The 21347-nt window shown below is 71.5% G+C and carries 17 protein-coding genes; 5 read left to right on the top strand and 12 right to left on the bottom strand.

Going from position 1 to position 21347, the window contains the following annotated elements; translation table 11 throughout:
* Positions 1-3: 3 nt before the first annotated feature.
* The 4 genes from HNR40_RS51790 to HNR40_RS51775 are packed head-to-tail and all read right to left on the bottom strand — an operon-like array spanning position 4 to position 5189.
* Complete coding sequence (locus HNR40_RS51790; protein WP_184975939.1) at positions 4-810, bottom strand: vWA domain-containing protein; 807 nt, start codon at positions 808-810, stop codon at positions 4-6.
* Between the two features lie 4 nt (positions 811-814).
* Positions 815-1921, bottom strand: coding sequence for a hypothetical protein (locus tag HNR40_RS51785; protein WP_184975937.1), 1107 nt, complete (start codon positions 1919-1921; stop codon positions 815-817).
* Positions 1922-1937: 16 nt separating this feature from the next.
* Entirely contained in the window at positions 1938-4202 is a 2265-nt protein-coding gene (locus tag HNR40_RS51780) for a hypothetical protein (RefSeq protein WP_184975934.1), read from the bottom strand.
* A 45-nt stretch (positions 4203-4247) separates the two neighbouring features.
* Positions 4248-5189: an AfsR/SARP family transcriptional regulator gene (locus HNR40_RS51775; RefSeq protein ID WP_184975931.1), complete on the bottom strand. Its 942-nt coding sequence runs from the start codon at positions 5187-5189 to the stop codon at positions 4248-4250.
* 170 nt (positions 5190-5359) lie between these two features.
* On the opposite strand from HNR40_RS51775, the gene HNR40_RS51770 reads away from it, so the two are divergent.
* Positions 5360-5578 (top strand): DUF397 domain-containing protein, encoded by a 219-nt coding sequence (locus HNR40_RS51770; protein WP_184975928.1) that lies wholly within the window; start codon positions 5360-5362, stop codon positions 5576-5578.
* 358 nt (positions 5579-5936) lie between these two features.
* Positions 5937-6245, top strand: coding sequence for a hypothetical protein (locus HNR40_RS51765; RefSeq protein ID WP_184975925.1), 309 nt, complete (start codon positions 5937-5939; stop codon positions 6243-6245).
* Positions 6246-6485: 240 nt separating this feature from the next.
* Here HNR40_RS51765 and HNR40_RS51760 read toward each other — a convergent pair whose 3' ends face one another.
* A complete protein-coding gene (locus HNR40_RS51760; protein ID WP_281395898.1) occupies positions 6486-7370 on the bottom strand; it encodes a helix-turn-helix domain-containing protein in 885 nt (294 codons plus the stop codon).
* A gap of 236 nt (positions 7371-7606) precedes the next feature.
* The gene (locus tag HNR40_RS51755; RefSeq protein WP_184975919.1) at positions 7607-7816 is read right to left on the bottom strand and encodes a hypothetical protein; all 210 of its coding nucleotides are present in this window, start codon (positions 7814-7816) and stop codon (positions 7607-7609) included.
* Between the two features lie 732 nt (positions 7817-8548).
* Here HNR40_RS51755 and HNR40_RS51750 point away from each other — a divergent pair.
* Positions 8549-10159: a DUF4082 domain-containing protein gene (locus tag HNR40_RS51750; RefSeq protein ID WP_184975916.1), complete on the top strand. Its 1611-nt coding sequence runs from the start codon at positions 8549-8551 to the stop codon at positions 10157-10159.
* Between the two features lie 608 nt (positions 10160-10767).
* Here the strand turns inward: HNR40_RS51750 and HNR40_RS51745 are convergent.
* From HNR40_RS51745 to HNR40_RS51730, 4 genes are all read right to left on the bottom strand, one after another.
* On the bottom strand, positions 10768-11364 hold the full coding sequence (locus HNR40_RS51745) for a TIGR03086 family metal-binding protein (protein ID WP_184975913.1): 597 nt from the start codon (positions 11362-11364) through the stop codon (positions 10768-10770).
* Between the two features lie 63 nt (positions 11365-11427).
* The gene (locus tag HNR40_RS51740) at positions 11428-12804 is read right to left on the bottom strand and encodes an SLC13 family permease (RefSeq protein WP_184975910.1); all 1377 of its coding nucleotides are present in this window, start codon (positions 12802-12804) and stop codon (positions 11428-11430) included.
* 24 nt (positions 12805-12828) lie between these two features.
* Positions 12829-15579 carry an FAD-binding and (Fe-S)-binding domain-containing protein gene (locus HNR40_RS51735; protein ID WP_312896868.1) on the bottom strand — a complete coding sequence of 917 codons (2751 nt, stop codon included), beginning with the start codon at positions 15577-15579 and terminating at the stop codon, positions 12829-12831.
* Positions 15576-16709: a pyridoxal-phosphate-dependent aminotransferase family protein gene (locus HNR40_RS51730; RefSeq protein WP_312896867.1), complete on the bottom strand. Its 1134-nt coding sequence runs from the start codon at positions 16707-16709 to the stop codon at positions 15576-15578. Before HNR40_RS51730 ends, HNR40_RS51735 begins: the two co-directional genes overlap by 4 nt.
* A gap of 83 nt (positions 16710-16792) precedes the next feature.
* On the opposite strand from HNR40_RS51730, the gene HNR40_RS51725 reads away from it, so the two are divergent.
* Entirely contained in the window at positions 16793-17500 is a 708-nt protein-coding gene (locus HNR40_RS51725; protein ID WP_184975907.1) for an IclR family transcriptional regulator, read from the top strand.
* Positions 17501-17509: 9 nt separating this feature from the next.
* Here HNR40_RS51725 and HNR40_RS51720 read toward each other — a convergent pair whose 3' ends face one another.
* Positions 17510-18100, bottom strand: a complete 591-nt coding sequence (locus HNR40_RS51720) for a TetR/AcrR family transcriptional regulator (RefSeq protein ID WP_184975904.1) — start codon at positions 18098-18100, stop codon at positions 17510-17512.
* A gap of 94 nt (positions 18101-18194) precedes the next feature.
* Between HNR40_RS51720 and HNR40_RS51715 the strand changes: the two genes are divergently transcribed.
* On the top strand, positions 18195-20426 hold the full coding sequence (locus HNR40_RS51715; RefSeq protein WP_184975901.1) for an MMPL family transporter: 2232 nt from the start codon (positions 18195-18197) through the stop codon (positions 20424-20426).
* Here HNR40_RS51715 and HNR40_RS51710 read toward each other — a convergent pair.
* Positions 20423-21340, bottom strand: coding sequence for a bifunctional helix-turn-helix transcriptional regulator/GNAT family N-acetyltransferase (locus HNR40_RS51710; protein WP_184975898.1), 918 nt, complete (start codon positions 21338-21340; stop codon positions 20423-20425). The genes HNR40_RS51715 and HNR40_RS51710 overlap by 4 nt on opposite strands.
* Positions 21341-21347 lie beyond the last annotated feature (7 nt).

Below are 21347 nucleotides of genomic sequence, written 5' to 3'. Positions count from 1 at the left end.
CCGCTAACCCGCGATGGCGGACGCGTCGTCGGTCGGTGCGCCGCTCACCACGGTGCACGTCGTGGTCATCCGGCGGCACAGCGTGTCCCAGAGCCTGGCCAGGGAGGTGACCGCGTCGGGCAGCACCGCGCGCATCTTGCTGGAGGCCGTGCCGATGCCGACCAGCGTGATCGGGATGCCGCTCACGCTGGTCGGCAGCTCACCGGCGCAGCCGTCGGCGATGCGGGTGATGTCGCCGTCGCTGAGCCGCCGGCCCATCTTGATCTCGGCGCAGCCGGTGCTGGCGTAGCCGTCGGTGGCCACGAAGATGTGCTTGGCCGAGCCCGGCGGCAGCCCGGCGAGTTGCCGGCCGGCCGCGTGCAGGGCGCCCAGGATGTCGGTGCCCTTGGGTATCCCGGGCTTCAGCACCGCGCCGGTGACCCGCAGCTTGAGGCAGGCGCGGACCGCGTCCTTGAGCGGCTTCTGCTTCTTGCTCGTCCCCCTGATCGGCGGCGCGGCCAGGGGTTCGTCGGGAAAGGACAGGTAGTTGCCGCCGGCGAACGGCGCGATCAGGTACTGCTCGCCGTCCCGGACCGGCAGCACCCCGAGCAGGCTCGCCGCCCAGTTGGGCACGAACGCGGCCGGATCCTTCGCCAGCGTCGAGCCGGAGCGGTCGACCAGGACGATGTTCGTGGAGACGGGCGTGGCGCCGGGGCGCGACATCACCGCGCACGGGTCACCGGCGCCGACCTGTGATTGCTGCTCGGTGTGCACGCAGCCGGCGAGACAGGCCACCGCCAGCAGGCCGGCGATGCGCTTGCGCGTCGTCATCGGCTCACTCGCTCTCGTCGGCCGCGCGCGGCTGCGGGATCTGGCCGTTGACCTGGCCGTCGGGCTGCTCCGGCAGCTCGGCGGCGGGCTCGTCGGGCTCGACGTCGTCCGGATCGGGCACCGCCAGCGGCTCCTCGACCCGCTCACCGTGCCAGGTCTGCCAGTCCGGCCCCGCGTCCTCGCCCGGCGGCGTGCCGAACATCTCGGGCTCAGGACCCTCCGCCTCCTGGCCCATGCCGAACACGTGGAGCATCGGGTCGTTCTCGTTGTACGGCAGCAGCTCGTTCTGCAGCATCTCGCCCACCAGGTCGTACCTCGGCAGGTCATAGGCCTTGACCATCTTGCGCAGCAGGTCCTCCACGCTCACCGCGAAGTCGTAGTGCCCCGCGTTGCGCAGCTGCTTGATGACGTCCTGGTAGAAGCCCGCCGCGAACGTGACGTCGCGCCGGCGCCGCCAGTGCATGCTGGCCACCGTCTCGGTCACCTGCCGTCCGTGCTCTGCCAGCCGGATCGCGAACGGCAGCCGCCAGTCGTGCTTGAGCTTGCCGGGATCGGCGCCCAGGAACACCAGCCACTCGTCGCGCAGCTTGGTCAGGGTGCCGATGGCCTGCGTGGAGTCGTGGGCGTGCGCCGCCCAGGACAGGCTCGCCCGCCACTCCTTCTCCTGGTAGGCGCGCACCGGCTCGGCCACGTCGATCTCGACCCAGGCGGTGCAGGTCGCGCTCATGTCCTCGCGCGTGGTGGTGCCGAGCAGCACGGGCCCGTCGTCGGTGAGCGCCCTGTTGGCCGCGTCCTCGGCGTCCTTGGCCGCGTAGGGCGGGAACTCGCGCACCGCCGCGCGTACCATCCGGCGGATGGCCTGCTCGTCCAGCCGCCGCCGCTCGCCGACGAAGGCCTCCATCCTGCCGCGGTCGGGTCCGCCGCGGGCGCACCAGCAGCAGCGCACGGTCACGGTGAAGGAGAAGGCGTCGTCGCGGGCGGGGGAGGTGAAGGTGAAGCTGTCGATCACGTTCACCGGCGGGATCTCGGGGGTGAGCCGCCGGAACCAGCCCAGCAGGCGCCGGCCCAGGCCCGGCCGCGAGGGCCGGGGTGTTGTCGTGGTTGCCGTCATATGACGTCCTCAAGTGTCAGATATTGGGGAATGCTTGGAACGCGGCGCCCCCACGGCGCCGCTTCCACTGCTCGATCTGGTGGTAGTACCGCTTGCGCTCCAGGCCACTGCGGGTGGCGAGCGGGACCACGAGGTCGCGTACCGGCTCGACCAGGTTCTCGTCGCCGTCGGCCGCCTCGACCCAGCGGCGCAGCACCTGCCAGGCGCTCTTGCCCATGTCCCGGTCGGCGAGGCTGACCTGCCACAGCGGGCGCAGCCTGGCCGCGGAGACCTCGCCGCCGGCCAGCATGCGCAGCAGCGCGGGCTGACGGGGTACGGCCGTGCCGGGCGCCGGCAACCTGGCCACGCGGACCATCGCCCGCACCGCCACCTTGCGCCGCACGAACGCCACCACCGACTCCCTGCCGTGCAGCGGCCCGCCCGACCATTCGCGCAGCTGGTTCAGGACCTGGTGGGCCGCGCCGCCCGCGAAGATCTCGGTGACGACGCGGGCGATCCTGGACAGCCCGACCTCGGCCGCCACCTGATCGCCGTCCGAGAGGTAGGCGAGGGTGGCGCCGTCCACGATGTCGGCGGTCATGGCGGTGTCGCGCAGGAAGACGTCGATCGCCCGCAGCGCGTCGCCGGGGAACAGGGCGCCGATCCGCGTGCCGTACGCGTCGATGAGAGCACCGCGCGCCAGCAGCGAACCGCCGGACCTCAGCAGGCGGCGGACCCGCTCCGCGGTGCGCTCGTCGGCGCCGGCGGCTGCCTCCAGCGCCAGGCTGAAGGCGCGGTGGTGCAGGGGGTTGGGCGAGCCGAGCCAGGGGAGCAGCGTGGAGCCGGCCACGTGCTCGAAGTCGAGCACGGCGAACATCCCGACGGCCTGCGCCGCCTGGATGCGGATGGCCGGATCGTCCTGCTCGGCCTGCGCCTCCAGCCAGCCGAGAATCGTGGCCCGCAGACCGGGCAGGTCGCGCCAGGCCACGGTCAGCACGTCCCGGCCGAGCGACTCGGGCAGCAGGATCACCCGGGGGTCGCGGCCCCGCTGAGCCGCCTCCTCGTCCAGGCCCTTGAAGCCGCTGACGAAGACGTCCAGGTTGTCCGGCAGGCAGCGCAGGAACGGGTCCGGCGGGATCTCCTGGCCCGGCATGCTCTCCCGCAGCCGGTCGGCCGCCCGCACGACCTTCCCGACCGGCTGGCCCTGGAACGCGGCGGCGGCCACCAGCGGCAGCGCCAGATGCCGGGGATCGACCTCGTGGAAGCACTCGCGCAGCCGCTCCCTGCGCCGGCCCGGCAACCGGGTCAGCACGTCCCTGGCCGTGGTGCCCGCCAGGAGCTGGATGGCCAGGTCGCCGGACAGGCGTACCGCCTCGGCCGGAAACCGCAACGTGCCCACCTCCCGTAGGAAGGCGTCGGAGCTCAGCAGGTGGCGGGCGTTCTCCACGACCTCGGCGGCCGCGTCCTCCAGCCGCCCCCACAGGTGGTTCTCCAGCACGTTCAGCAGGTCGGGACACTCGTGCCCGACCACCTCGGCCGCCCCGAGGAGATCCTCGGCCAGGGCGGACTCGGCGGCCAGCACGATCACCCACGACCGCGTGCCCGCCGCCCGCTTCAGCGCGTCCAGATGGGCGCGGTTGACCCGCCCGCTCAGCCCGGACGCGTCGAGCACATAGGCGCGCTCCGGCTCCACCCGCCAGCCCGGCATCCTGCCCGGCGCCGGATCGCCCGGCGGCTCGGGGAACAACGCCTCGATCGTGCCCACCTCGGCGATCTCCACCGGGAACTCGTGCGCCCGCGACACCGGGACGATCGCCGACAACACCCGCAGCGCGCTGTCGCGCCGCCCCGTCGACGCCTCCCCGCACAGCACGACCGCCCGATGCCGCGCCACGCTCGCGCGCAGCCACTCGTCGGAGCCGGTGCCGACATGGAGCCGGTGGCGCAGGTCCAGATCGTCCCGCGTCAGCCCGCCGAACCTGGGAGGCGTGACGAAGTCCTGGGCGACCTGGTAGACGGTGTGCATGTTGACCGTGTCGGCGTGGTAGCTGTGCACGTCCCGGGCCGCCCACGAGGTGGTGCGGTCGCGGCCCGCGCCGCCGGGGCCCGCGTACCAGGCCGGGCCGAACAGATACCGCAGCCCGTCGGCCCGTCGTCCGCGCTCGGTGTCGGCCTGGCGCTGCTCTTCCTCGGCGCTGGGCTCGGGGTCCTTGCGTGGCGGGGGGTCGTTCTGGTCCTGCGGGGGGTCGGGTTGCGGCTCTTCCTTCCGGTACGGCCCGCCGTACGGCACGAGCTCGGTCATGGCCGGTTCCCGAAGTTCATGGTTTTGGCATGGTAGGAGTGGATGTCACCCTCGCCGAGGCTGATGTTGGTGACGTTTGTCCCGCTGGCCGGGGCCTTTCGGCTTTTGTGGCTTCTCCTGTTGGGGTTCTTCTTGCTTTTGCTGGGGTTCGTCGGGCTCTGGGGTGTCAACCCGGGTCACAATGACGGGCGGCGCGGGCGCTCCGGGGAGGTCGATCGCCTCCGGCCGGTACAGGTCCGGGTCCGACTTGAGCATCCTGCGCTCCAGGTCGCGCAGGAACTCCGGTGCCGTGGGCACGCCCTGCAACACCCGGTGGGCCAGCTCCCAGCGGTGGTCGCGGAAGTAGGCGTGCATGAGCAGCCACGCCGCGGCCACGTTGTCGCGGTCCTGCTCCACCACCGCCTTGAGCGGCGCGATCTGCTCGCCGTGCTCCCCGCCCTTGATGCGTGCGGCGGCCAGGACCAGCCGTGCCTGCGTCACCTCCGTGCCCAGCGCCTCGCGGTACTGGCCCACCAAGCGGCCGTCCAGCCCGGTGAGCGGCTCGCCCTTCGAGCGGGCCAGCGCCTGGTTGAGCAACCGCACCGCCGGGGTGTCCTGGCCGGAGGCCAGGAGGTGGACGGCCTGCCGTACCTCCTCGCGGAACAGACGGACGTCCACGTGCTCATCGGCGATCCGCAGCCGGTAGGACAGACCCTCCTTGCCGAGGGACGCCGAGATCCCCGTGTCCTTGAACGCCTTGCGTACGGCGCTGGCCAGACCGTGCAGCGCGTCGGCCGGGTAGCCGTCCGTGGGCTGGCCCTGCCATACCCATTCCTTCAATCTGTCGTGGGAGACGGGCTTGCCGCCGGCTTCCACGAGTGCCACGATCATGCGCTTGACCTGCGGGCCGCCCAGGGAGAAGCGCGAGTCTCCCCGCAGGACCTCCACCGGACCGAGCAGGCTCAGCACCGGCGGCGGGCCCTCGCGGACCGCTATTTCCGCTGTCATTTCCCTCGTCTACCTCCTTCGAAAGGTCTCCGGATCTTCGGAGAAACGGCTTGACGCGGCCCAGGAGAATTTCGGAGTATTCCCAGGTCACGGACCAGATGATTGCCAGTGAAGCCTTGGACTCTGGAGTCAGGAAGAAACACCAGACACCAGGAAGGGAAGGGCTCGAGATGAGCGAGATCAAGCTGGAGACGCCGGTGGAGTTCCGCAGCGCGTGCGATGGCGGCACCTGCGTGGAGGTGGCCATGGTGCAGGTCGTGGCCGTGCGCGACTCCAAGGACCCGCACGGGCCGGTGCTGTTGTTCGACGGGAAGGAATGGGAGGAGTTCACCGGGGCTGTGAAGGCCGGCGAGTTCGACGTGCCGGGTGGGTGGCCCGCGAACGCCTGACCCGTTGAGCGGCCGTCCGGGCGACCCCCACCCGGACGGCCGCGACTCGGGCCAGGCCCGGCCGGGCACCCACGTCACACGCGGCCCTCGCGGGGACAATGGGCGCCCGGCCTGCTTTGGCCCGAGCGTCTTTAAGTGCTCCCGCCCAACGGGTTCCCGCCCACCCCTAACCGGTCCGGCCCGCCCGACCCCAAGCACGCCGCACACCCGAAACCGCCCACCACCCCCACACCCCCACCCCACCCCCGGCCGAACAACCCCCCGCCCGACGGCCCCCGGTCCGACGGCCCCCGGTCCGACGGCCCCCGGTCCGACGGCCCCCGGTCCGACGGCCTTCGGTCTGACGGTCCGCCGTCTGTTGGCCCCCGGGCTGACGGCCCGTGGTCTGACCCCCTCCTGTCCGACCACCGTCGTCGGTCTGACCGCTCGTCGCCCGACCACCATCGGGCCCACCACCTGCGGTTTGCCGGCCTGTGGTCTGGTCGCCTCCGGCCTGATCGCCGCTGGCCGGGTCATCCTCCGGCTCGCCGCTCCGGGGCAGGCGGACCGGTTGCAGGCGGACCGGGAGCAGGCCGGCCTGTTGTCGGCCGACTTGTTGTGTGCCGGCCTGTTGTCGGCCGACCTGTTGTGTGCCGGCCTGGAGATGGCTGGACTGTTGTGGGCCTGAGCCGACCTGGGGATGGCCGGCTCGTTGTGTGTCGGCCTGGGGGTGGCCGACCTGCTGTAGGCCGGCATGTTGTCGGTCGACCTGTTGTGGGCCGGCAGGGGGCTGGTCGGCCCAGGGGTGGTCGACCTTGGGGTGGTCGAGCTGGGGGTGGGTGGGTTCTTGGCATGTGGGGCTGGTCTGGGTGGGTGTGGGCCGGTGGGTTGGTGGGGGGTGGTTGGTAAAGGTGGTGTGGGCATGGGTTCAGCCTCCGGCCCGGATGGTGGTGCTGACCTGGGACAGGAAGGACCGGGCCTCGTCGTCGAACACCGCCATGCGGCGCAGCGACGTCCACCGGTCGCGGTAGAGGCTCACGCTCTCGGCCCCCTTGACGACCAGGTTCGCGTGCACCGTCTCCACCGTCACCACGGCGCCGTCCTCCTCGTCGTCTTCGTGGTCGTCGCCCGGCGCGCCACCGTCCGCCTCGAACATGACGAACGCGTGGGCCATGCTGGTGACCGCCTCGGTGGTGAGCGGGATGAGGCCGATGGAGACGTTCTCCAAGGTGCTGAGCGACGCGATCCGGTCGAGCTGGGCCAGCAGCAGCCGGGGCGGTCCCGGCCGCCATCGCAGGGCAGCCTCGGTGATGAGGAACTCGAAGCGCTTGGCCTCGTCGTACAACGCGAGCTGCCTGTCCAGCCGGGCGGCCAGGACGGTGGCGAGCTTGTCCTCCGCGTACCCGGGCTGGAACAACGTCAGCACCCGCTTCACGTACTCGGCCGTCTGCAGCAACCCGGGCACGAGCGTCGGCTGGAACGTACGGATCAGATGCGCCCCCCGCTCCAGCTTCTGGATCTCGCCCTGCAGATGCGGCCGGTTGCGCAGGGCCGCACGCCACGTCTGCACCTCGGTGAACGCCGCCTGAGTCAGCGAGGCGAGCACCTCCCGGGTGTCGTCGGGCGCGTTCACCGCCTCGGCCCATGCCATCACCTGCGAAAACGACGGCATCGCCGCACCGGCTTCGATCCGCGAGACCTTGGACTGGCTGATCCCGATCTGCTCGGCGAGATCTCGTCCGGAGACGCCGGCCATGTCACGCAAACGCCTCAACTCTGCTCCAAGCCACTGCCGCTTGATCTGCGGATCCATACCGTCGTCCGTCACCACAGGCACGTGCCTCCCGCATCGCCCGAGATCCCCGCGCGTGTCTGATGCGCGATGATTCGACATGATTCAATATGATGCGAGTCTGTGGGTGATTCAGTGAGTAGTCAACCACCGTACAGGCGGCAGCTCCCCAGTTAGCGGTATAAAGACCGAAATATATGTCTCATAGCGACTTAGCATGATTCACCCGCAACCCCACCCCAGGCCCCACCACCTCGCTATGCTCCCCCGCCCCCCACTCCTCCCTCCGGCCCCACCACCCCCACTCCTCCCTCCGGCCCCACCACCCCCACCCCTCCCACCACCCCCGCCTCTCCTCCCAGCCCAACTGCCTCTACTGTCCGCTCCAGCACCTCCAGCACCTCCAGCACCTCCAGCACCTCCAGCACCTCCAGCACCTCCAGCACCTCCAGCACCTCCGGCCCCACCAGCCCCACTCCTCCCTCAGTCCACTGCCCCTGTCCGCAGCCCACCGCCCCCCATCCCTCGGTCCCGCTGCCCCCTTGGGTCGGTTGCCCCCGCGCCCCTCCCTCCGGCCCACCTCGCGACCTCTCTACCTCCGGCCCATCCCTCGGCCCGCTGCCGCCCCGTCTCCTCGGCCCGCTGCCCCCGTCCCTCTCCTCAGCCCGCCCCTCAGCCCGGCGCCGGGAACGGGGGAACGGGGGGACAGGGGGACGGAAGGACGGGGGGACGGGTCGAGAGGGTGTCGTGCGGGAGCGAGGCGGCATGGGCTGGCGAGTCCGGAGGTGTGCGAACTGGAGGCGGAGAGGCCGCGGGGTAGGGCTGAGGGGTGGGGCGGCGGTGGGGGTGCCGGCCGTGGCGTGTCTGGTGGGGTGGGGGTGATCTGTGGGGGCCATGCGTAAATAGACGGGAATTTCGTATTTCCCGTGCGCGCACTTACCGCGTCGGTATGATCTGGCGCCGAGATTAGAAAGAGGGCTCGAAAACGGTTATCTCAAATCCATAAATTCGGATACCCTCAAACGACGGAGCGCCGAACAGTGGGATCTCATGCTGCCAGGTCGAAGCGTAAAAGATCGCGACTGGCGTTAGGGGTGCTCGTGGCCATCGCGCTTGTCGCCATACCGACGACGAGCGCCGTGGCGGGGGAGTCAGCCCGCCAGGCTCAGAAAACGCAGAAAGCGCAAAAGGCCGAAAAGATGCGGGCGCAGACCGCACCCGACACACTTCAGGCGAGCCTGTGGAACAAAGGCCCGGTCACAGCCCCGCGCCGGGCCGAGCGGATACCCCTGGAACTCGGTGTACGCTTCACCGCCGACAGAAACGGCGAGATCGCCGGCATCCGCTTCTACAAGCCGCGCGGCGAGCGCGGCACCCACGTCGGCACCCTCTGGGACGCCCGGGGCCGCGCGCTGGCCAGGGTGCGGTTCAGCGGCGAGACCCGCGAAGGATGGCAGACGGCGCTGTTCGGCACCCCCGTCCCCGTCTGGGCGGGCGCCGTCTACACCGCCTCGTACCACACCCGCCACGGCACCTACGTCGCCCAGCGCGGCGGCTTCTCACAGCCGGTCGTCTCGGGTCCGCTCTCCGCGCCGTCCGACCGTAACGGTGTCTTCGCGTACGGCAAGCGCTCCCGTTTCCCCTCCTACGCCAACCCGGCGAAGTTCAACTACTTCACGGACGTGATCTTCAACTACCGTCCGTCACCCGGTCCGACGCCGACCGGCAAGCCGACCCCCACCCCCACGGTGACCGCGACGCCGACGACCACGCCGACCAGGCCCACGTCCACCCCCACCACCACGCCCACGAAGCCCACGGGCACCCCCACGACCACCCCGACCAGGCCGACGACCACCCCCACACAGCCGACCAGCACACCCACGAAGCCGACGAGCACCCCAACGCGCCCGACGAGCACCCCGACGAGGCCGACCAGCACTCCGACCAAGCCCACGAGCACCCCGACGAAGCCCACGAGCACCCCGACCAAGCCGACCAGTACGCCCACCAAGCCCACCGACCCGCCCATGGCCGGTTTCCCGAATGAGGGCAACACCGGCCCCACGATCTCCACGTTCAAGAAGATCAAGGGCGGCGAGGTCAAGCAGGACGGCGCGGTCTTCGACGGTGTGGAGGTCAGCGAAGGCTTCGACATCTGGGCCGACAACGTGACGATCCGCAACTGCAAGATCATCGTCAGCGGCTACTGGGGCATCCAGCTACGCGCGGGCCACACCAACCTCACGGTCGAGAACTGCGAGATCGGCTCGAACAAGAAGACCAAGCTCGACATCGGCATCTGGAACGACGGCACCGGTGACATGACGGTTCGCCGCAACAACATCCACACCACGTCGAACGCCGCCATCATGGCCAAGTCCGGACTCATCGAGGACAACTACATCCACGACATGTGGCAGGCGAACCCGGGCGACCACACCGACGGCATCCAGACCAACGGCAACAAGGAGAAGAACAAGCTGGTCATCCGCCACAACGCGATCATCAACCCGGAGAACCAGACCTCGGCCATCATCCTGAGCCCGGTCTTCGGCCCGATCCACGACGTGGAGGTCACCGGCAACCTGCTCGCCGGCGGCGGCTACTGCATCTACGGCGGAGCCAAGCACATCGAGCACCCGTTCTCGCCGTACAACGTGGTCATCAAGGACAACGTCTTCAGCCGCCAGGTCTTCAGCAAGTGCGGCTACTACGGCCCGATGGCCCACTTCGACTCCAAGGCCGAGGGCAACCTGTGGAGCAACAACCGCTGGGAGGACGGCGGCCAGGCCGTAGGGCCAGGCTGACCCCTCACCCGGGCGGCGGCAACCCCACCCCCGCCGCACGCCTTCCCCGGCAGCCCCACCCGGCTCCCCGGGGACGCGTGTGGCAGGTGCGGCAGGTGCGGCCGCACCTGCCGCACCGCGCAGGAGGTTCTTGGATGATCCGCGGCCGACGCTCTCTCCGGTACGCGCCTCGACCACGATGGGCAGACACTTCAGCCCGATCTGCTCGGATCACCACGAAGCCGGAGAGCGCGGGCGGCCGACCCTGGGCGAGGGCAGTGGTGAGCCACAAGCCACGAGGCCGCCACGGGCCAGGAGGCCGCCACAAGTACCCGGCCGCGACCAGCGCGGCGGCCTGCACAAGTACCCGGCCGCGACCAGCGCGGCGGCCTGCACAAGTACCCGGCCGCGACCAGCGCGGCGGCCTGCACAAGCGCCCGGCCGCGACCAGCGCGGCGGCCGCCACAAGCGCCCGGCCGCGACCAGCACGGTCCGTCTGGTCAGTACGGCGGGTAGGGACGGCGGGTAGGGACGGCGCGACGCCTGGTGCTGAGCAGCCGCGTCGAGGCGACTCCGTGAGCGCGGCTGGACAAGGGCCCGGGGGACCGGCAGCGGCATGACGTGAATGGCTAGGGGCGCTGCCAGTTGGGGTCGCGGCCGATCATTCCGAGCAGCCGGTCCTGCGGGGTGGCGTCGGACCCGACCGGGACCTCGGGCCCGAACACCTCCACTCCCGGCCCGAACGCCCCCGGCGTCCGGAACTGCTCGATCAGCTCCGGCGGCAGCGCGGACACCGACTCCCACGACAGCCGCACGTCCTCCGGGTCGATCGTGGCGTCCTGTCCGGTGGCCTTGGCCAGGTCCCACCCGTGCAGGGGCAGGTCGGCGCTGATGACCTCGTGGACGTGCCGGGCGGCGGTGAACCGCCCGGCCGGGGTGTCGCATTCGGTCGCGGCCACGACCGGGTCGGCGAGCAGGGCCTCGACGTCGGCGCGGGCGGCGCGGAAGGCGGCGAGCGGGTCCTCCTTCACCGAGGGGGCGGGGCTGAGCGCGCGGCCGATCGGGCTCAGCATGACGGCGTGCATGTCCACGATGTGTCCGACGACGTCGCGGGCGGTCCACTGCGCGCAGGGCGACGGGTCCGACCACTGCTCGGGCTTGACGGCGGCGACCTTCGCCTCGAAGGCGTCGGCCCGGCGGTGGTAGACATCGACTATCTCGTTCATAACCCCTCGTTTCTATAACCTACTGGTTTTCTATCGGCTGACGAGGGGTTGGTCAAGGTGTGGTCAGCCGAGCCAGCCGGGCACCACCAGCAGCGCCCAGGCAGCCAGCGGGCCGATGACCACGACGGCGGCGCCGTAGCCGAGAAGCTTGCGGTAGAAGACGTCGCGGTCCATGCCCCGGACGTTGGCCACGAGCAGCGCGCCCGTGGTCGAGAACGGGCTGACGTCCACGATCGCCGACGACACCGACAGCGCCGCGATCATCGCGATCGGGCCGAGCGTCCCCTGCGACAGGAACGGCACCGCCAGCGGCACCAGCGCCCCCAGGATGCCGACGGTCGAGGCGAAGGCCGACACCACGCCGCCCACGTAACAGATGAGCAGCGCGACCACGAGCGGGACGCCGATCGCGGCCACGTGCGTGCCGACCCAGTCGATGGTCCCGATCTCCTGCAGCACGCCCACGTAGGTGACCACGCCGCAGATCAGCAGCACCGTCGGCCACGCCACCCGCTCGACGGCGCCCTTGTTGGCCTTGGGCGAGGTGAGCGAGAGGATGACCGCGACGGTGACCGCGGTCAGGCCGAGGTCCAGCTTGAACGCGAGCACTCCCGCGCACAGCCCCACGATCCCGGCCAGCGTGAGCGCCTGGTGCACGGTCAGCCGCAGACCCGTCCCCGGCCTGGCGATCGTGGCGGTCCCACCACCGGTCGCGCCAGAAACGCTCCCGGACGCGCCAGAACCGCCGGGAGCGCCCACAGCGCCACCGGACGTGCCGTCCGCCAGCGTCTCCTCCGCGACCTCCTCCTCGGAAGGCCCGTCGGACACGGTACGGCGGGCCAGCCCCGGCCCCCCGAACATCAGGAACACGATGACCGCGGCCGCGGCGTTGAAGGCGAAGCTGGACAGGAACAGCACCAGGTTCGAGCTGGGCAGCCCCGCCTCCTTGGTGACCCCGTTCACGATGCCGCCCAGCACCGAGATCGGGGAGAACGCCCCTGCCTGGGTGCCGTGGGCGACCATGAGGCCGATGAGCAGGGCATGGATCTTGTACTGGGCGGCGAAGCCGTACGCGATGGGGGCGAGGATCGCGGCGACGGCGGGCGCGGGCGCGCCGACCGCGGTGAGCAGTGCGGCGATCGCGAAGATCACCAGCGGGATGGCCACGATGCGCCCGCGCACGAGGTGGACGGCGGCCCGCACGAGCCAGTCGACGGTCCCGTTGTTGGTGGCGATCGCGAACAGCAGCGTCACCCCGACCAGGATCACGAACAGGCTGCCGGGGAAGGCGCCGAGGATGTCGTCGGTGCCCATCCCGGCGGCGAGGGTGCCGACGAGGAAGGCTCCGACGAGGGCCAGGGCTCCCAGGTTGACCGGGAAGGCCGTGGCGACCACGAACATCAGGATGAGGGCGAGTATGGACAGAAGTTCGGCGGACATGACATGACTCCGTTCTCCCCCGAGTCAGGTCAGCTGGCGGATGAGTTCGACGGGATGGCGGGCGGTGCGGCCGGTGCCGTGTGCGATCTGCTGGCGGCAGGACACCCCGGTGGCCGCGACCAGGGTGTCCTCGGGGGTGGCGGAGACGGCGGGGAACAGTCGCAGGCCGCCGATCTTCATGGACAACTCGTAGTGCTCGGCCTCGAACCCGAACGATCCGGCCATGCCACAGCAGCCGGCGTCGAGTTCGCTCACCTGGGCTCCGGGGATGCGCGCGAGCAGTTCGCGCGTGGCCGCGGTGCCGGTGACGGCCTTCTCATGGCAGTGGCCGTGGAAGAGGATCGTGCGGCCGCTGAGTGCGTCGCCGAGCGGCAGCGCGCCGCTGTCGATGGCTTCGAGCAGCAGTTCGGGTACGAGGCGGGCGCGCCCGGCCACCGCCTGGACGCGGGGGTCGCCGGGCAGGAGCGCCGCGTACTCGTCCTTGAGCGTCAGCAGGCAGGACGGTTCCAGGCCGACGATCGGGGCGTCCGAGGCCGACAGGCGTTCGACCATGGCTTCGGCCATGCTCTTGGCCCGGTCGAGCAGGCCCTTGGACAGGCTGGACCGGCCGCAGCAGCCTTCGGCGGCCAGCCGTACCGTGTAGCCGGCTTTTTCCAGGAGTTCGACGGCGGCGCGGCCGATGGCGGGCTCGGTGAAGGAGGTGAAGGAGTCGGCCAGGAGGATGATCTCGCCCAGGCGGCCGGGGGCCGGGGCGCGGCGGGCGTGCCAGCGCGGCAGCGTGTCGCGCTCGAAGCGGGGCAGCGGGCGCTGCCGGGCCAGGCCCAGCGCGCCGCGCAGCGGGGCGGCGAACAGGTTGGACAGCGGCGCGGTGGCCGAGCCGAGCCGGTTGAGCGTGCGGATCGCGCCGAACAGCCGCGAGCGCAGCGGCACGCCGTGGGTCTGGTGGTACTGGTGCAGCGCCTCGCTCTTCAGCGAGGCCATGTCCACGCCGAGCGGGCACTCCGACGTGCACGCCTTGCACTCCAGGCAGAGGTCGAGGATGCCGTGCAGCCGCTCCTCGCCCAGCGCCGCCCGGGGGTCGGGTGAGGACAGCGCCTTGACCAGGGCGTTGGCCCGGCCGCGGGTGGAGTGCTCCTCCTCGCGGGTGGCCATGTAGGAGGGGCACATGACGCCCGTGTCCTCTTTGCGGCAGGCGCCGATGTTCATGCAGCGGTCGGCGGCGGCGTGCATGCCGTCGGCGAACGCCAGCGCCGTGCGCAGGGGTGGGGGCTCGGGGCGTGAGGGGTCGCGCAGGTGCTCGGTCATCGGGGCGGCGTCCACGATCTTGCCGGGGTTCAGCAGGTTGCCGGGGTCGAACAACCGCTTGACCTCGCGCATCGCCGCGTAGACGGCCGGGCCGAACAATTTCTCGTTGAACTCCGAGCGAGCCAGGCCGTCGCCGTGCTCGCTGGAGTTCACGCCGCCGTGGCGGGCGGCCAGGTCGGCGATCTCCTCGGCGACCGCGCGCATGGCCGCGATCTCGCCGGGGGCGCGCAGGTCGACGAACGGGCGTACGTGCAGGCAGCCGACCGAGCAGTGGCCGTAGAAGCCGGCCTTCATGCCGTGCCGTTCCAGGATCTTCTCGAACTCCGCCACGTACGGCACCAGCGCCTCGGGCGGCACGGCGGTGTCCTCGACGAAGGCCAGCGGGCGGCGGCTGCCGACGCTGGAGGCCATCAGCAGCCCGAGCCCGGCCTTGCGCACTTTGAGCACGGCCTCGCGCTGTTCCTTGCCGATGGCCCGGAGCGTGTGGTAGCCGTGCCCGCCCGCCTTCCAGGCCCTGGCCAGCTCCTCCACCTTGGCGGCCGCGTCGTCGCCGAAGAACTCCACGAACAGCAGCGCCTCCGGGTCGCCCTCCAGGATGTCGCCGAGCCGGGCGTACTCCACGCGCTGCCGGGACAGGTCGAGGATGGCCTTGTCCATGAGTTCGACGGAGGCGGCGTCCAGGGCGAGGGCGTCGTGGGTGGCGGCGATGGCGGACAGGGTCCCGGTGAAGTGGCCGACGGCGATCGCCCGCGTCGTGGGGCGCGGCACGAGGCGCACGGTCGCCTCCGTGACGATGGCCAGCGTGCCCTCGGAGCCGACGACGAGCGGGGTGAGGTCGCCGGGGGTGACCCGGTCGAGCCGGTAGCCGCCGGAGTGGCGCCAGAACCGCGGGTAGCCCGCCAGGTCCAGGTTCTGCAGGATCTTGTCCACCCCGGCGCGCAGTCTGCCGTCCGTGGCCAGGTCGGGGGTGGAGGCGTCGGCCAGGACCACGCTCAGGGCCTGCACGTGGTCGATCGTCGAGCCGTAGCGGATCGAGTGGCTGCCGGCGGAGTTGTTGCCGATCATGCCGCCGATCGTGGCCCGGTTGCTGGTCGAGGTGTCCGGGCCGAACATCAGCCCGTGCTTGGCGGCGGCCCGGTTGAGCTGGTCCTGGACCACGCCTGGCTGCACCCGGGCCAGGCCGCCGTCCAGCTCCAGGATGCGGTTCATGTGCCGGGAGAAGTCCACGATCACCGCCGCGCCCACCGTCTGCCCGGCCAGGCTCGTGCCCGCGCCTCTGGGCAGCACCGGCACCCCGAGCCCGGCGCAGGCCGTGACCAGCGCGCGTACGTCGTCGGTGTGCTTGGGGTAGGCGACGGCCAGCGGCTCGATGGCGTACATGCTGGCGTCGGAGGAGTACAGGTGGCGGGTGTAGTCGTCGTCCCTGACCTCGCCTGCCAGCAGCGGACCGAGCGTCCGCGCGAGGCTCACGCCCCGCCCTCCAGGTAGGCCAGGGCCCGCTGGACGCCGCCGTCCTTGATCGGCACCCCGGCCGCCCGCAGCCCCATCTCGACGCCGCCGAGCGTGCCGACGAGCATGAGGTCGGTGAAGTGGCCGAGGTGGCCGATGCGGAAGACCCGCCCGGCGAGCTTGCCGAGGCCGGTGCCGAGCGACATGTCGAAGCGCTCCAGCACGATCCGCCGCACCTCGTCGGCGTCGAAGCCGTTCGGCACCATCACCGCGGTCAGCGCGCTGGAGTGCTCCCGCTCGTCGGCGCACAACACCTCAAGCCCCCATCCCCGTACGGCCCGCCGCGTCGCCTCCGCGTGCCGGTCGTGCCGGGCGAAGACCTGGGCCAGCCCCTCTTCCTCCAGCATGGTCAGCGCCTCGGCCAGGCCGTACAGCAGGTTGGTGGGCGGGGTGTAGGGGAAGTAGCCGGAGTGGTTGGCCTCGATGATCGGCCGCCAGTCCCAGTAGGCGCGCGGCAGGCGGCCCTGGTGGTCGAGCGCCTTGGGGCCGACCGCGTTGAAGGCCAGGCCGGGCGGGAGCATCAGGCCCTTCTGGGAGCAGCCGACGGTGACGTCGACGCCCCACTCGTCGTGCCGGTAGTCGAGGGAGCCCAGCGACGAGATCGTGTCGACCAGCAGCAGCGCCGGGTGCCCCGCGCGGTCGAGCGCCGCCCTGATCTCGGGGACGCGGCTGCGCACGCCGGTCGAGGTCTCGTTGTGCACGACCATGACGGCGGCGGTCTCGTCGGTCAGGTGCTCGGCGACCAGGCCGGGGTCGACGCCGTGCCGCCAGTCGCCGGGGACCAGGTCGACCTCCAGCCCGAGCTTGGCGGCCATGCGGCACCAGAGCATGGCGAAGTGCCCGGTCTCGAAGGCCAGCACCCGGTCGCCCGGCGACAGTGTGTTGACCAGCGCGGCCTCCCACGCGCCGGTGCCCGATGACGGGTAGACGACCACGTCGCCGCCGGTCTGGACGACCGCGGCGAGGCGGGGGAGGAGGTCGAGCGTGAGCTCGGCGAACTCCGGTCCGCGATGGTCGATGGTCGGGCGGGCCATCGCCTGCAGGACGCGGTGGGGGACGTTGGTGGGGCCTGGGATCTGCAGGAAGTGCACGATACCTCCGTGCCGTGTAGCGGCACAGCGTGCCGTGGAGCGGTTCACTAACCTTAGAAGCGAGTCGTCAGAGGAGTCAATGGATGCAGAACGTCGTCAACGCCCTGCGCGCTCTCGAAGAGGTCGCCGCCCGGCAGCCCATCGGCGTGGGTGAGCTGTCCCGCGCGCTCGGGCTGCCGAAGAGCACGGTGCAGCGCTCGCTGCGCACGCTGCACGAGGCCGGCTGGATCCGGCCGGCCGGCGGCGAGGTCACCCGCTGGCTGGTCACCACCAAGGCGCTGCAGGTCGGCCGGCGCGCCGAGCTGGGACTGCGCGACGTGGCCATGCCGGTCATGGAGGAGCTACGGCAGCGCACCGGCGAGACCGTGCACCTGATGGTCCCCGAGGGCGACGCCGTCGTGCTCATCGAGCGCCTGGAGACCGACAAACCCCTGCGCATCGTGCTTCCGCTCGGCATCCGGCTGCCGCTGCACGCCTCGGCGAACGGCAAGGCGGTGCTCGCCCACCTGCCCGGCGAACTGCCCCCGCTGGAGTCCTACACCTCGGCCACCATCACCGACCCCACCGTGCTGCGGGAGGAACTCGCCGTGATCCGCGCCCAGGGCTGGGCCGCCAACCGGGGGGAGTGGCGCTCCGACATCGCCGCCGTGGCCGCCGCCGTCCTCGGCGCCGACGGGCCGGTGGCCACGCTCAGCGTCTCCTGTCCCGCCACCCGCATGACCGACGAGCTGCGCCCGGAGTACGGCAAGCTCGTCACCGAATCCGCCGCCCGGATCGCCGCCGCCCTCTGAGCCGCCCGGTCAGGGGGCCAGGTAGCGGGTCAGGGCGGTCTTGAGCTCGGTGACCAGCTCGTCCGGATCGGCGGAGGAGGGGAGCAGCGGCATCACCGCCTTCACCATCGCCACCGCCATCGTCCCCAGCGTGAGCGCGCGCGCCTGCGGCAACTCGGGTGAGCGCCGGCGCAGCATGACGGCCATGTTGGCGGCGATGGCCGCGTGCAGGCGGGCCGAGGCGGAGGCCAGACGGTCGCCGGTGGCCGAGCCGTACAACAGGGCCCAGTAGGCGGGCGCGCGGGACTTGAACGCCACGCTCTCGTCGACGAGCTGCCCGACCAGCACGTCCAGCGGCACCTCCGGCGTGAGCGCGGCCAGCCGCCCGGCCCAGAACTCCTGCCGCTCGTCGGTGTAGCGGACGACGAGCCCGTCGAGGATCTCCTCCTTGTTGCGGAAGAACTGATACAGCGACCCCGGCGACATCCCCGCCCGCGCCGCGACGTGGTTGGTCGTCATGTCCGGATAGCCGATCTCGGCGATCACCAGCTCGGCGGCGTCGAGGATCTCGGCCATGCGCTTGAGCCCGCGCGCCTGCCTGCGGACGGGTCGCTCGGTCATGGGCACACCTCGTTGACAAATGCGAGCATTTACTTGTATTTCTGGCCAGGACAGTAAAACACGAGCAGTTTACCGAGTTTCGGGGAGAAGCCTCATGACCGCCGTGCCGACCCGTCCACGCCCCGCGACAGCACCACCGCCGCCGCGACTCCGCAAGCTGGGATATTTCCTGGTACGGCGCCGCCGCCTCGTCCTCTCTCTGGCCCTGCTCGCCTTCGTGGTCGCCGCCGCGCTGGCGGCGGGAGCGGTGCCGAGGTTGTCGCTGGCCAGGTTCGAGGCGCCCGGCTCGGAGTCCGACCGGGCCCAGGCCGAGCTGGTGAACCGCTTCCAGACCGGCAGCCCCGACATGGTCTTCCTGGTCACCGCGGTCACCGGCGGCGTGGACGACCCGGCCGTGGCCGCCGCCGGGCGCGAGCTCACCGCCCGCGCGCGGGCCACCGCCGGCGTGGCCGAGTCCGCCTCCTACTGGACCCGCGGCAACCCCGCCACCCTGCGCAGCGACGACGGCAGGCACGCGCTCATCGTCGTCCGCATCCCGGGCGACGCCGACCACGTGCGCGGCACGATCCTGCCCGCCCTGGTGCCCAGGATGGGCGAGGGCGTCGCCGGAGTGGCCACGGTGCGGGCCGGGGGCGGCGAGGAGGTGTTCCGCCAGACCGTCCCACTGGCCAGGCAGGACTTCGTCAGGGCCGAGCTGGTGATCTTCCCGCTGGTGTTCGCGCTGCTGTGGTGGTACCTGCGGCGGGCGGTCGCGGCGCTGGTGCCGATCCTGGCCGGGGTGTTCGCGATGGCGGTCGGGCTGGCGCTGCTGCGCGGCGTCCTGGTCTTCACGGACGTGTCCACGTTCGCGCTGAACCTCACGCTCGCCATGGGGCTCGGGCTCGGCATCGACTACTGCCTGTTCGTCATCGCCCGCTTCCGCGAGGAGACCAGGGCCGGGCGTGAGCGGGCCGACGCGGTGGCGGGGGCGGTGGAGCACGCCGGGCGCACCGTGATCTTCAGCGGGCTGACCGTGGCGGCGTCGCTGGCCGTGCTGTTCGCGCTGCCGTTCGGGTTCCTGCGCTCGTTCGCCTACGCGGGGATCGCGGTCGTGGCAGGCGGGGTGGCGGTGGCGGTGTTCGTGCTGCCTGCCGTACTCGCGAGTGTGGGTGGCGCGCTGCTGCCGAAGCGAGAGCGGCCCGCGCGGGGCGAGGGGTTCTGGCACGGGCTGGCCGTGCGCGTGATGCGGCGTCCGCTCCTGTACGGCGGCGCGGCCACGGCGGCCCTGCTCGTGCTGGCTTCGCCGTTCCTGGGCCTGAACTTCGGCACCGCCGACGACCGCATCCTGCCGCCGTCCGCGCCCGCCCGGCAGACCCAGGACGTCATCCGGCAGAACTTCCCGGCCGAGGAGACCGACGCCATCCAGATCGTCGCCACAAGCACCCCGTCTGGCGCGGCAGCGGGCGACATGTCGGTGGCAGGCGACATTTCGGGATATGCGGCGACGCTCTCCCGTCTGCCCGGCGTCGCCCAGGTCGACTCAGCCGCCGGCTCCTATGCCCGCGGCGAGCGGACCGGCGACGGCGACCCCGCCAGGTTCGGTCCCGCGGACCGGGGCACGTGGCTGTCGGTGGTCCCGTCCGCCGAGGCGCTGGCCGGGGACCCGGTCGACCTCGTCGCGGCGGTCCGCGCCACCCCCGCGCCGTTCGAGCGGCTGGTCGGCGGCTACCCGGCCGAGCTGGCCGACTACCGCGCCTCCATCGTCGAGCGCCTGCCCCTCGTGCTGGCGCTGATGCTGGGCGTCACCTTCGTCCTGCTGTTCGCGATGACCCGCAGCCTGCTCATCCCGCTGAAGGCGACCGTGCTCAACGTCCTCAGCCTCGGCGTGATGTTCGGCGCGATCGTCTGGATCTTCCAGGAGGGCAACCTGTCCGGGCTGCTGGGCTTCACCGCGACCGGCACGCTGGACGCCGGCATCCCGATCCTCATGCTCTGCGTCGCCTACGGACTGTCCATGGACTACGAGGTGTTCCTGCTGTCGCGGATCAAGGAGGAGTACGACCGCACCGGCGACACCACGAGCGCCGTCGCGGCCGGCCTGCGCAAGAGCGCCCCGCTGATCACGGCGGCCGGCGGCATCCTGGCGGCCTCGTTCGCCGCCTACGCGACCGCGAGCGTGTCGTTCGTGCAGATGCTGGGCGTCGGCATGGCGATCGCCGTGCTGGCCGACGCCACGGTGATCAGGGCGATCCTGGTCCCGGCGGCCATGCGCCTCGCCGGCCCGCTGAACTGGTGGCCCAGAAAGAGCCGGAGCGCGCACGACAGGAAGGGCTGGACGGAGGGTTAGAGCGCGCGGGACCAGATCTGCTCGGTCACCACGAGGCCGTTCTCCTCGCCCTTCTCCTCCGAGTCCAGCGCGAACCCGGCCGCCTGGTAGATCCGCCGCGCGCTCAGCAGGCCGTCGCGCGTCCACAACATCATCCGCTTGAACCCCTGCTCCCGCGCGTGCCGCAGGCACTCCCCGACCAGCCGCTGCCCGATCCCGAGCCCCCTGGCCGACGGCTCGACCAGCAACATCCGCAGCTGCGCCGTCTCCTCGTCCCTGCGCACGCAGAACACGCAGCCGACCCGCTCCCCGTCCACCTCGACGATCCACCCGGCGTCACGCTCGGGGGACCAGGCGGCGCAGATCCCGGCCACGGTCTGCTCGAAGGCCAGCCCCCAGCCGTACTCCTCCGCGTAGAGGGCGCCGTGCCGCTGCACGACCCAGCCCAGGTCCCCGGCGCGCGGCGCCCTGATGACGTACGGCTCCCGCCCCGCCGCCGCCGGATCCCCGAGCAGGCGGCGGATCAGGGCCATGCCGCCGACCAGCCGCCCCTGGTCCTCCTCGGTCAGCCCGGCCAGCAGCACCGCGATCTCGCCTGCCGCCTGCTTCTCGAGCCGGTCGAAGGTGGCGGCGCCGACGGGGCTGAGCCGTACCAGCTGCTTGCGGGCGTCGTGGGGCGAGCGGCGGCGCGCGACGAGGCCGTCGTTCTCGAAGCGGGCGAGTATGCGGCTCAGGTATCCGGCGTCGACGTCGAGCAGGGCGCGCAGCTCGCCGGTCTCCAGCTCACCGGCGTGCGCGATCTCGAACAGCACCCGCACCTCGGTCAGGGAGTAAGGGGAGTCGAGCAGCCCTGCCTGCAGGACGCCGATCACCTTCGTATAGAACCGGTTGAAGGCCCTGACCTCGGAAACCCTTGCTTCCGTCAACGAACTCATTGCCCTA

Origin of the sequence: Nonomuraea endophytica, from assembly GCF_014203235.1 — a bacterium.
In the GTDB taxonomy this organism is placed as follows: Bacteria; Actinomycetota; Actinomycetes; order Streptosporangiales; family Streptosporangiaceae; genus Nonomuraea; species Nonomuraea endophytica.
The sequence above is the reverse complement of the archived record's forward strand: the minus strand, read 5'-3'. Positions and strand labels throughout refer to the sequence as shown.

Bases quoted from the DNA above. Each gene is read 5' to 3' on its own strand.
- HNR40_RS51790 (WP_184975939.1), bottom strand. From the start codon at position 810: ATGACGACGCGCAAGCGCATCGCCGGCCTGCTGGCGGTGGCCTGTCTC.
- HNR40_RS51785 (WP_184975937.1), bottom strand. From the start codon at position 1,921: ATGACGGCAACCACGACAACACCCCGGCCCTCGCGGCCGGGCCTGGGC.
- HNR40_RS51780 (WP_184975934.1), bottom strand. From the start codon at position 4,202: ATGACCGAGCTCGTGCCGTACGGCGGGCCGTACCGGAAGGAAGAGCCG.
- HNR40_RS51775 (WP_184975931.1), bottom strand. From the start codon at position 5,189: ATGACAGCGGAAATAGCGGTCCGCGAGGGCCCGCCGCCGGTGCTGAGC.
- HNR40_RS51770 (WP_184975928.1), top strand. From the start codon at position 5,360: ATGAGCGAGATCAAGCTGGAGACGCCGGTGGAGTTCCGCAGCGCGTGC.
- HNR40_RS51760 (WP_281395898.1), bottom strand. From the start codon at position 7,370: ATGGATCCGCAGATCAAGCGGCAGTGGCTTGGAGCAGAGTTGAGGCGT.
- HNR40_RS51750 (WP_184975916.1), top strand. From the start codon at position 8,549: ATGCGGGCGCAGACCGCACCCGACACACTTCAGGCGAGCCTGTGGAAC.
- HNR40_RS51745 (WP_184975913.1), bottom strand. From the start codon at position 11,364: ATGAACGAGATAGTCGATGTCTACCACCGCCGGGCCGACGCCTTCGAG.
- HNR40_RS51740 (WP_184975910.1), bottom strand. From the start codon at position 12,804: ATGTCCGCCGAACTTCTGTCCATACTCGCCCTCATCCTGATGTTCGTG.
- HNR40_RS51725 (WP_184975907.1), top strand. From the start codon at position 16,793: ATGCAGAACGTCGTCAACGCCCTGCGCGCTCTCGAAGAGGTCGCCGCC.
- HNR40_RS51720 (WP_184975904.1), bottom strand. From the start codon at position 18,100: ATGACCGAGCGACCCGTCCGCAGGCAGGCGCGCGGGCTCAAGCGCATG.
- HNR40_RS51715 (WP_184975901.1), top strand. From the start codon at position 18,195: ATGACCGCCGTGCCGACCCGTCCACGCCCCGCGACAGCACCACCGCCG.
- HNR40_RS51710 (WP_184975898.1), bottom strand. From the start codon at position 21,340: ATGAGTTCGTTGACGGAAGCAAGGGTTTCCGAGGTCAGGGCCTTCAAC.